The 10,378-nt window shown below is 58.0% G+C and carries 8 protein-coding genes; 5 read left to right on the top strand and 3 right to left on the bottom strand.

Features of this window, described 5'->3' with window-relative positions:
- Positions 1-68: 68 nt before the first annotated feature.
- A protein-coding gene (locus tag AQ621_RS07830; RefSeq protein ID WP_413772290.1) for an IS3 family transposase occupies positions 69-1,201 on the bottom strand; the annotation gives its coding sequence in 2 pieces (ribosomal slippage) (positions 69-919 and positions 919-1,201; 1,134 coding nt in all).
- Between the two features lie 53 nt (positions 1,202-1,254).
- Here AQ621_RS07830 and AQ621_RS07820 point away from each other — a divergent pair.
- Complete coding sequence (locus AQ621_RS07820) at positions 1,255-1,626, top strand: ADP-ribosylglycohydrolase family protein (RefSeq protein WP_058340980.1); 372 nt, start codon at positions 1,255-1,257, stop codon at positions 1,624-1,626.
- A 154-nt stretch (positions 1,627-1,780) separates the two neighbouring features.
- On the opposite strand, the gene AQ621_RS07815 is transcribed toward AQ621_RS07820, so the two are convergent.
- Positions 1,781-2,638 carry an alpha/beta hydrolase family protein gene (locus AQ621_RS07815; protein WP_058340979.1) on the bottom strand — a complete coding sequence of 286 codons (858 nt, stop codon included), beginning with the start codon at positions 2,636-2,638 and terminating at the stop codon, positions 1,781-1,783.
- Between the two features lie 272 nt (positions 2,639-2,910).
- On the opposite strand from AQ621_RS07815, the gene AQ621_RS07810 reads away from it, so the two are divergent.
- The 4 genes from AQ621_RS07810 to fdhF all read left to right on the top strand — a co-directional run bounded on the left by AQ621_RS07810 (position 2,911) and on the right by fdhF (position 8,485).
- Entirely contained in the window at positions 2,911-3,525 is a 615-nt protein-coding gene (locus tag AQ621_RS07810) for a TetR/AcrR family transcriptional regulator (RefSeq protein WP_058340978.1), read from the top strand.
- Positions 3,526-3,570: 45 nt separating this feature from the next.
- Positions 3,571-3,768, top strand: a complete 198-nt coding sequence (locus AQ621_RS17270) for a helix-turn-helix transcriptional regulator (RefSeq protein WP_082640942.1) — start codon at positions 3,571-3,573, stop codon at positions 3,766-3,768.
- Between the two features lie 74 nt (positions 3,769-3,842).
- Positions 3,843-5,558 carry an NADH-ubiquinone oxidoreductase-F iron-sulfur binding region domain-containing protein gene (locus tag AQ621_RS07805; RefSeq protein WP_058340977.1) on the top strand — a complete coding sequence of 572 codons (1,716 nt, stop codon included), beginning with the start codon at positions 3,843-3,845 and terminating at the stop codon, positions 5,556-5,558.
- Between the two features lie 11 nt (positions 5,559-5,569).
- Positions 5,570-8,485 carry a formate dehydrogenase subunit alpha gene (gene fdhF, locus AQ621_RS07800; protein ID WP_058340976.1) on the top strand — a complete coding sequence of 972 codons (2,916 nt, stop codon included), beginning with the start codon at positions 5,570-5,572 and terminating at the stop codon, positions 8,483-8,485.
- On the opposite strand, the gene AQ621_RS07795 is transcribed toward fdhF, so the two are convergent.
- Complete coding sequence (locus AQ621_RS07795; RefSeq protein ID WP_227508266.1) at positions 8,427-10,355, bottom strand: sensor domain-containing diguanylate cyclase; 1,929 nt, start codon at positions 10,353-10,355, stop codon at positions 8,427-8,429. The two genes, fdhF and AQ621_RS07795, sit on opposite strands and share 59 nt — an antisense overlap.
- Between the last annotated feature and the right edge of the window lie 23 nt (positions 10,356-10,378).

Raw genomic sequence — 10,378 nt, 5'->3', positions numbered from 1 at the left:
TGAGGTGGACCCCATCAGTTGGACAGCCTGAAGGTGCAGTTAAGCTCTGATCCGGCTGTATTCCCGGCTCAAGCTGCCAGGGTCATGGGTTGTTGGTAGTACACCTCATCCGGTGTTTGGTAATCAAGGGTTTGGTGGTACCGGGTCTGATTGTAATGCCGGAAGTACCGGTGGAGCGCCTGCTTCAAGTGTCGGCCATCCTCGAAGGCAGTGAGGTAGACGCACTCGTGTTTGACGCTGCGCCAGAGCCGTTCCACAAAGATGTTGTCATGGTAGCAGCCTTTGCCGTCCATGCTGATCCGGATGCCATGCTCTTTGAGAACGCTTGTGAAGGCCTCGCTGGTGAACTGGACGCCCTGATCGGTGTTGAAGACCTCCGGTGTTCCGTGGCGCTGTAGAGCCTCCTCCAGTGCATCGACGCAGAAGTCTGTGTCCATGGTGTTGGAGACTCGCCAGGACAACACCTTGCGGCTGTACCAGTCGATGATGGCAACCAGATACATGAAGCCCCGGGCCAGCGGGATATATGAAATATCTGTTGCCCACACCTGGTTGGGGCGGTCGATTTTCAGCCCTGTGAGCAGATACGGGTACACCTTGTGCCCATCGCCCGGAATGCTGGTTCTGGGGCGCGGATACACCGCCTGAATGCCCATGGTGCGCATCAGCCGCTGCACCCGCTTCCGGTTGACCCGATAGCCCTGGTGCTGCAAGTGGACCCGCATCTTGCGAGAGCCATAGTACGGCGTTTCCAGGTGCTGTTGATCAATCAGGTACATCAGATCCAGATCCTCCTGACACTGCTCACGAGGGACGTAGTACACCGATGAGCGGCTCAGCTTGAGCAGCTCACACTGGCGCGAAAGACTGACTTGGGGATGACCACGCTCGATCATCGCCAACCGCTGTTGACGGCTTACTGATCGAGCTTGCGCGACAAAAAATCGCGTTCCACCGTCAGTCGGCCAATCTCTCGGTAAAGTTCGTCTGTGCTGGGCTCATCGGATTGCTTGCCGGCTTTCTTCTTGCCTTCGAAGAGGCCCGGGGCATTCTCCAGCAGTTCGCGCTTCCAGGTGCTGACCATGGTGGGGTGGATCTGGAAACGGGCAGCAATTTCGGATGTGGTCTGGTCGCCCTTGAGGGCAGCCAGGGCGACTTTGGACTTGAATGATGCGCTGTATTGCTTGCGTTTCTTGCTCATGATTCTCCTCCTTATGGAGATGATGAATCAGAGCTTAGGCACCTGTCCAAAATTTGGGGTCCACTTCAGCGGTTGAACTGAGCCAGACCGACAAGCCACACCATATCGCTATTCAGGAACTCGGCGAAGGCTGGGTCGCAGAGGAAGCGCTGGCGATTTCTGTTTATTGCGCCCTTGTGGCTGAAAGTTTCGAGCAGGGTGTTGTGCTGGCGGTGAATCACGATGGAGATTCAGATTCTACCGGAGCCATTACCGGAAACATTCTTGGCGCGATGCACGGCACCGGTGTGATTCCGCAGCGCTGGTTAGAGCCGTTGGAGCTTCGGGAGGTTATTGAGGCCGTTGCGTCGGATTTGTGGACGTGCCAGGAGTGGCATTCTTTTATGGATGACGATGGGCTTTGGGAGCGGTATCCGGGGTACTGAGGCGGTCACTTAGCCTTTGAGCTTTCGTGTGAATTCAAAGATGAAGCTGTCAAGTGGAGTCATCAGTCTCATCGCAGCACCAATATCGCCGCCGAAGCGCAAGCTCCTTATATCCGAGAACAGCTTAACTTAGATATCAGGATGACATTCAGGTTCAGTCTGTAGACGCTAGGCCTTTTAGAACCTGCGGCCAACAAGCCTTGCAGCGGCTGCGCAGTAGGTCACTGTGGCCAATTTCTTTCAGTCCAAAACTGGATGGTTCCAGAAACTGTTTTTCTATCCTGGCGTTGGGCAGAAGGCGCAGAAAATCTTCCACGTTTGCAGGCACGGCGATGTGGTCATCTGTTGCGGTTAGTGACAGCACGGGCGCTTTTATATCCGAATAGTGATGCCGCCGTATTTCCCTTCCAAAACTGTTTTCTACATAGCCGGGTGAGCTGCACCACTGTCGCCACTGCCTGGCGACGCCAGCGGGCAAGTCTTCGCCAAAACCGATGAGTTTGGTGGGCCAGTATCCTTTCACCGCAACGGAAACGGGTTGCCAGCCATGGAACAGCAGCTTGGCTGCCAGCCTGGTTTTGGGTTTCAGGTTGTTGAAATGCCCCGACGATGCGGCAATCAGAACATAGTGGTTAATTTGGGCGAAATTGGGCATCAAACCGATCAACTGCGCACCGGCACTGTGGCCCACCAGGGTCACCGGCAGGTTCGGGGCCAGGGTGATCAGCTGGTCCAGCGCTGCCGGCAAATCCAGGGTCCCCCAGTCCACCAGGTCGGCAGAAAGTTCCGCCAGGGGGGTATCGTTGCGGGAGTCCCCGATGCCCCTGTTGGAAAACGCCAGCACGGCAAAGCCCTGTTCGCTCAACATGGTGGCAAAATTGAAATAGACTTGGTGCCGAAACCCAGTGGCCGGGGAGAGCAGGACGGCACCGCGAAGTGACTCTGTGGCTGGCCTGAAAAAGTGCCCGGTGAGCCTATAGCCGTCTTCACAGGTTATTAGGGTTTTTTCCATTGTCGATCCATTTAATCATCAGCTAAAAATAGATAGCGCAGAAATTGCGGCAAGGCTGTATTGGCCAAGATGCCGGGCATGTGGATTAACCCTCAGCCCGGAATCCTGAGGTATCCGTTCAGTTTCACGTTCATGGTGATTTCTTTTCTTGAAGGTGTGGCACAAAAAAAACAGAACAATATTCTTTAAAAGAAGGATATTCTGTTTCGGCCAAAGCTGTCAAACGGTAGAATGCAGGCCATGGCGAGTTCAATCAGGCGAATATCCATTTAATGAACCAATCCAATATTTTAGAGAATCGGTTTCCGGGCCGCAGAGCTGCGCTGAAAAGAGAGATTCTGGAACAGGCGCTGCATTGCTTTAACGATCTGGGGGTGGAAGCGACAACTATCGATGCCATCAAAGCCCGATGCGACACCAGTGTGGGGGCGATTTACCATCACTTCGGGAACAAAGAGGGCATCCTGAGTGCGCTCTTTTTTGCGGCCATGGATGATCAGCGACAGCAACTGGAGCGAGAGTTGGCCGGGGCAAACAATCTGCGCGAGGCGGTGTTTTGCATTATCGAGAGCTATCTGGACTGGGTGGCGGCCAACCGCGAATGGGCCAGATTCCTTTATCAGGCACGTTCCCCATTGGCTAAGGGACCATTTCAGCAGGAACTGAAGGATCGAAATATCCAGAATTACCAGAAGCTGAAAGAGCAGTTAATTGGTTTGGGCAAGGGCGATATCAAAATTGTCCAGCCCTTCGAGATGCTCTTCTCTCTCATCATAGGTCCGTCGGAAAACTATTGCAGAGCTTGGCTGTCTGGCCGGGTAAAGACATCACCTCAGGAGTACCGAAAAGAATTTGCGGAATCCGCATGGCGCTCGTTAAAGAGGTGACCGCCAAGGCCTGCACAGCATTCGAATCAACAAACAGTTCCGGGTTTGCTTCCGCTGGACACTTCTCAATACCGCCTCGCCAAAGAAATTGGGGTGCCTGCTCAGAGAATAGGTCAGATCATCGCGGGAAAACGTTCGATTACCTCAGAGACGGACCTGCGACTCTGTCAACATAACCGACTCACCGGAAGTCAGAACCCTTCCGCAGCGATGGCTGAATCCTTGAGAAGTTTGCCTCGATAAGCGTAATCTATTCAACGGCGAACACGGCAGATCTAATAAGCCACTTTTTGTACCCCGGGCCTGGTAAAACAACAATGAGTTCAAACGAACAAAAGCTCAAACGCCGGCGCTCAGCCCTTCGTGGCCGTCAACTGGAACCGGCTGTAATGTCGGAGCTGCGGGGTCTGCTCGGTGACGAAGGTGTCGATCCGTCATTGCGACACCGCGATCGCCTGATCGAGCACCTTCATGCACTGCAGGACACCTACGGTTACCTGACCATGCCCCGTCTCCGGGCCCTTGCGACTTTCATGAATCTGCCCATGGCCGCCATTTATGAGACGGCCACTTTCTATGCCCATTTCGATGTCATTCACGACGAACAAACGCCACCGCCCGGGATAACTCTGCGGGTGTGTGACTCGCTTTCCTGTCGTTTGGCAGGAGCGGAGGCATTGCATCGAGCGCTATCTGATGGAGCTGATCCCGCCACGGTGAGGGTACAGCGAGCGCCCTGCATGGGTCGCTGTGACACCGCGCCGGTTGTAGGTGTAGGGCATCACCATGTGCTGAATGCCAACGCCCAGACCGTTGAGGCCGCGGTAGAGCAGGGGCGGGTGCAGCCAGAGGAGATTTTCTGGCAACGTCTGTCGGATTATCGCTCGGCCGGTGGTTATCAGTTGCTTGCCGATTGCCGTGACGGCCGGGTGAGCATCGAATCGCTGGAGAATGAACTTGAGCATGCGGGCCTTCGTGGCCTTGGCGGCGCCGGATTCCCCACCTTCCGCAAATGGCAGGCCGTACGGGCGGAACCGGGGCCACGCTATGCGGTGATCAACGCCGACGAGGGTGAACCGGGCACGTTCAAAGATCGCTACTACCTGGAACGTGAACCTCACGAATTCCTCGAGGGTGCGCTGGTTAGCGCCTGGGCGGTTGAGGCGAAGGCTCTCTACATATACCTGCGGGATGAATATCCCGGCCTGCACCGTGTGTTGAAAGATGCCATTGCGGAGCTGGAAGCAGCCGCCATTGTGGAGCAGGGCTTTGTCATCCTGCGCCGTGGTGCGGGCGCCTACATCTGCGGCGAGGAATCCGCCCTCATCGAGTCCCTGGAGGGCAAGCCCGGCAAGCCCCGTCATCGCCCGCCGTTCGTTGCTCAGAAAGGGCTGTTTGGTCAGCCCACGCTGGTGAATAACGTCGAGACGGTTTACTGGATTCCTCGCATCCACGCCCGGGGCGCCGACTGGTTTGCCAGCCAGGGGCGGCATGGTCGTCGCGGCATTCGGAGCTTTTCGGTTTCCGGACGGGTTGCAAGGCCCGGGGTTCATCTCGCCCCTGCGGGCATCACCCTCAACGAGTTGATCGAGGAATACTGCGGCGGCATGGCAGAAGGGCATCGCCTCCTGGCCTATCTGCCTGGCGGGGCTTCCGGCGGCATACTGCCAGCCAGCAAAGCTGACATACCCCTGGATTTCGACACCCTTCAAGAACACGGTTGCTTTATCGGTTCTGCAGCAGTGATCGTGCTGTCGGATCAGGACGATCTGGCTGCCGCGGCGTCCAACCTTCTGGGCTTTTTCGCCGATGAGTCCTGCGGGCATTGTACGCCCTGCCGGGTGGGCACAGAGAAGACGCTCACGTTGCTGGAACGCGATACCTGGGATGAGGAGACGCTGAGGCAGCTGGCCAGAGTGATGGCGGATGCTTCTATCTGCGGTCTGGGCCAGGCGGCCCCTAATCCGGTGCTGAGCCTGCTGCGGGACTTCCGCAGCGAACTGGCCAGCAGCAAGCTGATCGCCCAGGGTTAAGGGAGGCAGCCATGAGCGAATTGAAAACCGCCATGAGCAATGCAACGACAAGCTTTACCCTGACACTGGACGGCGTGGACGTTCAGGCCTACCCCGGCGAAACCCTGTGGCAAGTGGCCAAACGCGCCGGCGAGACCATTCCGCACCTTTGCTTCAAAGACGCCCCGGGTTACCGCGCGGATGGCAATTGCCGCGCCTGCATGGTGGAAGTGGAAGGCGAACGGGTACTTGCCGCAAGCTGTATCCGCGAGGCCGCGCCCGGCATGGTGGTGCGAAGCGCAGCCTCCGCCCGTGCCCAGGATGCCAGGAGAGCGGTGCTGGAATTGCTGCTGGCCGATCAACCTGAGCGAGATAGCAGCCCCGATCGTTCAACTCATCTATGGGAAATGGCGGATCAATTGGCCATTGATGCCGGTGCTGTGCGTCAACGTCTCCCGGCCCGTTCAGAGCGCAACGAGCCCACGGTTCACCATGTGGCGCCGAGATTGGAGTCTCTGGCCCACGCCCGGGGCCATGACACCACTCATTCTGCCATGAACGTCAATCTGGACGCCTGCATCACCTGCGGCTTGTGCGAGCGTGCCTGCCGCGAAGTGCAGGGCAACGACGTCATAGGCCTGGCGCACCGTGGTGCTGCGTCCAAAGTGGTGTTTGATTTTGATGACCCCATGGGCGACAGCACCTGCGTTGCCTGCGGCGAATGTGTGCAGGCCTGTCCGACCGGGGCCCTGATGCCCGCCACCCTGATTGATGCCGAGGGCCGCGGAGACTCTGCCACCGCCGACCGCACTGTGGATTCCGTTTGCCCCTATTGCGGTGTGGGCTGCCAACTGACCTATCACGTGAAGGACGAATCTGCGCCTGCCGAAACAGAAACATGCGAGCATCGTGCCCGCATCCTTTTTGTTGAAGGCAAAGATGGGCCGTCAAACCAGGGCCGGCTCTGCGTTAAGGGGCGTTTCGGCTTTGATTATCCGTCGCACCCGGCGCGGCTCACCCGGCCGCTGATCCGTCGGGCAGGTGTGGCCAAAGGGCTCGACCCTGACTTTGATCCCGCCAGTCCGTTAACCCACTTTCGTGAGGCGAGCTGGGAAGAGGCACTGGATCTGGCGGCAAGCGGATTAACCCAACTTAAAGCACAACACGGGCCGGATGCGCTGGCAGGCTTCGGCAGCGCCAAGTGCTCCAACGAAGAAGCCTGGTTGTTCCAGAAACTGGTGCGCACCGGTTTTGGCTCCAACCACGTTGATCACTGCACGCGGCTCTGCCACGCCAGTTCCGTGGCGGCTTTGATGGAGTGCTTGGGCTCTGGTGCAGTCACTGCCTCTTTCATGCAGGCGCTTCAGGCCGATGTGGTGATCCTCACCGGCTGCAACCCGGCGGTGAACCACCCGGTGGCGGCCACCTACTTCAAGCAGGCAGCACGCAATGGCACTAAGCTGATCATCATAGACCCCCGAGGGCAGGCCCTGGATGCCTATGCCTGGCGCAGCGTGCGGTTTTCACCCGGAGGCGACGTGGCGTTGTTCAACGCCATGCTCCACGTGATCATCCACGAGGCACTCTTTGACCAGGCCTACATTGATGCCCACACCGAGGGCTTCGGGGCACTGGCGTCAAGTGTTGCCGATATGACACCGGAGGTGATGAGCCCGCTCTGCGGTGTTGAACCAGAGGTTATTCGCGAAGTGGCCCGCGCCTACGCGGGGGCCGACAGAGCGATGATCTTCTGGGGCATGGGCATTTCCCAACACGTGCACGGCACCGATAACGCTCGCTGCCTGATCTCAATGGCCCTGGCTTGCGGCCATACGGGCCGGCCGGGTACGGGCCTGCATCCGTTGCGTGGCCAGAACAACGTGCAGGGTGCCTCCGATGCCGGGCTGATCCCCATGGTATTGCCCGACTACCAACCGGTAGGAGATGCCCAGCTACGGGCCGCTTTCGAAGAACTCTGGGGCACTGAACTTGACCCGGAGCCCGGGCTCACGGTGGTAGAGATCATGGATGCCATCACGGCAGGCACCATAAAGGGCATGTACATCCTCGGCGAGAACCCCGCCATGTCAGATCCGGATCTGACCCACGCCAGGGCCGCGCTGGCTGCGCTTGAGCATCTGGTGGTACAGGATCTGTTCGTCACCGAGACCGCCCAGTTCGCCGACGTTATTCTGCCTGCGGCCGCCTGGTCGGAAAAATCAGGTACCGTCACCAACACCAACCGGCAGGTGCAAATGGGCCGTGCTGCGCTGTCGCCGCCAGGGGAGGCAAGACCTGACTGGTGGATTATTCAGGAAATGGCCCGGCGTTTCGGACTGGGTTGGGACTATCACGGCCCGGAGCAAGTGTTCGCTGAGATGAAGCAGGGCATGCATTCATTGGATCACATCTCCTGGTCCCGACTGGAACGCGAAGGTTCTGTGACCTATCCCTGCTCCGCCGATGATGCGCCAGGGCAGGACGTTGTCTTCTCGGATGCCTTCCCGCGGGCCGGGGGCCGGGGCAGATTTTCGCCGGCCTGGCCACTGCCGCCGGACGAGCCGGTGGATGAAGCCTATCCCATCGTGTTGACCACAGGGCGATTGCTTGAACACTGGCATACCGGCGCCATGACCCGTCGCAGCCGGGTACTGGATGAGCGGGAGCCCGAAGCGGCCGCTTTTCTGGCATCAGAGGAATTGGATCGCCTGGGCGTAACACCGGGTGATGCAATCAAGATTGCCACCCGGCGTGGCAGCATCACCCTGACGGCACGGGCCGATCAGGCTATGCCCGAGGGCATGGTGTTTGTGCCCTTCGCGTTTGTTGAGGCGGCCGCCAACCTGCTCACCAACCCGGCCCTGGACCCGGACGGGAAGATTCCGGAGTTCAAGTATGCTGCATGTCGGCTGAGCACCATTTCACCCGATTCCGGCCAGCCTCTTTAGCGGCATAAAGCGCCTCATCCGCGCGCTTGATGGCCGGTTTCAGTGAACCCTCATCTTGCAGCACCAGGGTCACCCCCAACGATGCCGTATAGGATAAATAGCCATCCTCCGTCGTGGCAGTGCCAACCTCTGCCGGGTTCGTCTCGACGGCCGACCGAAGCCGCTCTGCTACCATCAATGCATGTTCTTTACCGGTGTTGGGCAGTAGAACGGTGAATTCCTCACCGCCCATACGGCAAAGGATATCGCCATCACGTAATTCGGTTTGAGCCGTCTTTGCGAACTCCTGGAGTACCCGGTCACCCACATCGTGGCCATAGTCATCGTTGATTCGCTTGAACCGGTCCAGGTCTACGGCAATCAGGGTAAGAGGCTCGCCATTTCTGCGGGCCCGGGGTATTTCCAGTTCGGTCTGGGTTTCCAGGAATCGCCGGTTGCCCAGACCTGTCAGGGGATCTGTCATGGCCTGCGTGGTCAGCAGGTCTTCCAGTTGTTTACGATCGGTAAGATCGAACACCATGGCCCGGCTGTACTGGAAACCGTTGGCGTTTGTTTGGGCCGTGGCTTCGATGGCGACGGGGAGTTTCTCGCCGTTTTTGCACATCAGTTCAATCTCGGCGGAGCCTTCATGGCCGTCAGCCAGCACCGCCTTGAAGGCCTCGTCGAAAGCGTCCCGGGTTTCCGGGCTGACCAGGTCCCGGTAGTAGCGCTTTCCAACCAACTCGTCCCGGGAATAACCCAGCCACTGAAGTTCCTTGCGGTTGATCTTCTGTATGACGCCCTGTTCATCCAGGGAGTGGTAGCCACAGGGGGCGTTCTCGTAGAGGTCGGTCAGTTCACGGGCGTAGGATCTCGCGTTTTGAGACAGGTTCTGCGCCTTTTCTTTCAAAGAGCGCTGGTGGTGGTTGCTCAGTACCCAGAACACACTGAACCCGATGGCTAATCCGTAGGTCAGAACCACCAGGCTCGTTTTCCATGGACTTTCTGCTATCAGGAACGCAACGTCCGGGCGGGGTACGCTTATCGCTATGCGCCAGGGCTGGCTGCCCGGTACACTGAGAACCTGCATGGCCGCAGTGCGGAAATGATGGGTACGAAGGTCATGGGTCTGGAAAACCACAAGTTGGTCATCCAGTAGTAACTCACCCCGGTTACGGGTCTCCATTTCGAGCCAGATCACGCGCTTATGATCCTTCAAGGAGTCACCGAAGGCGACTGGGCCATGGCTGACCGGCAGCAGGGAATGCCCTTGTCCATCAACAAGAAGGGCAGACGCCTGGGCGTTGGCACCCATCGCATGGGGAAGAGTTCTCAACAGGTAGTTCCAGTTCAGGGTCAGCAACAAGACACCCAGCTGCTCGCCCTCTGAGCTTACAATCGGCGTCGAAATATCTATAACGTAAACCTCCTGCCCGCTCCGGGAAGGATCCGGATAGGGCGCCGAGAGATAGAGGCTGCGTGGGTTCATCGCCATGGCCTCACGGAAATACAAGTGATTCCGATGCAGGATCTCAGATTCCGGAGGGTCTTCGGTAGACAGCCGTTGGCGCCCGTCCGTATCAATGACCACCAGACGGGTGTAGCGGCCAAAGTGAGTCAGCAGGGTACTGAGCATGCCCCGTATCTGGTCTTCGTTCTGGTCAGACCAAACATCCTGATAAGGGTTCTGTGTCTGCCGTATCCGATCGAGGTGCTGCCGGACACTGGGGAACTCTGCAATCGCAAGGGCATGGTTGAGGCTTTCATTCATGCCTTGAAGCAATGCATCGTATTCGGCTTCAAGCAGTGTCTTAGCCGTGAGGCGCGAGCTCTCAAACCGGGTTGTGGTGTTCGACCAGGTAATCGGGATGAGCACAAGGGTGACCAGCACAATGGCTAGAACACTTGCTATTA

The organism is Marinobacter sp. P4B1 (genome assembly GCF_001447135.1).
Classification (GTDB): Bacteria; Pseudomonadota; Gammaproteobacteria; order Pseudomonadales; family Oleiphilaceae; genus Marinobacter; species Marinobacter vinifirmus.
This window is presented reverse-complemented; position numbering and strand designations above follow the sequence as displayed.

Bases quoted from the DNA above. Each gene is read 5' to 3' on its own strand.
- AQ621_RS07805 (WP_058340977.1), top strand. From the start codon at position 3,843: ATGAGTTCAAACGAACAAAAGCTCAAACGCCGGCGCTCAGCCCTTCGT.
- AQ621_RS07815 (WP_058340979.1), bottom strand. From the start codon at position 2,638: ATGGAAAAAACCCTAATAACCTGTGAAGACGGCTATAGGCTCACCGGG.
- fdhF (WP_058340976.1), top strand. From the start codon at position 5,570: ATGAGCGAATTGAAAACCGCCATGAGCAATGCAACGACAAGCTTTACC.
- AQ621_RS07810 (WP_058340978.1), top strand. From the start codon at position 2,911: ATGAACCAATCCAATATTTTAGAGAATCGGTTTCCGGGCCGCAGAGCT.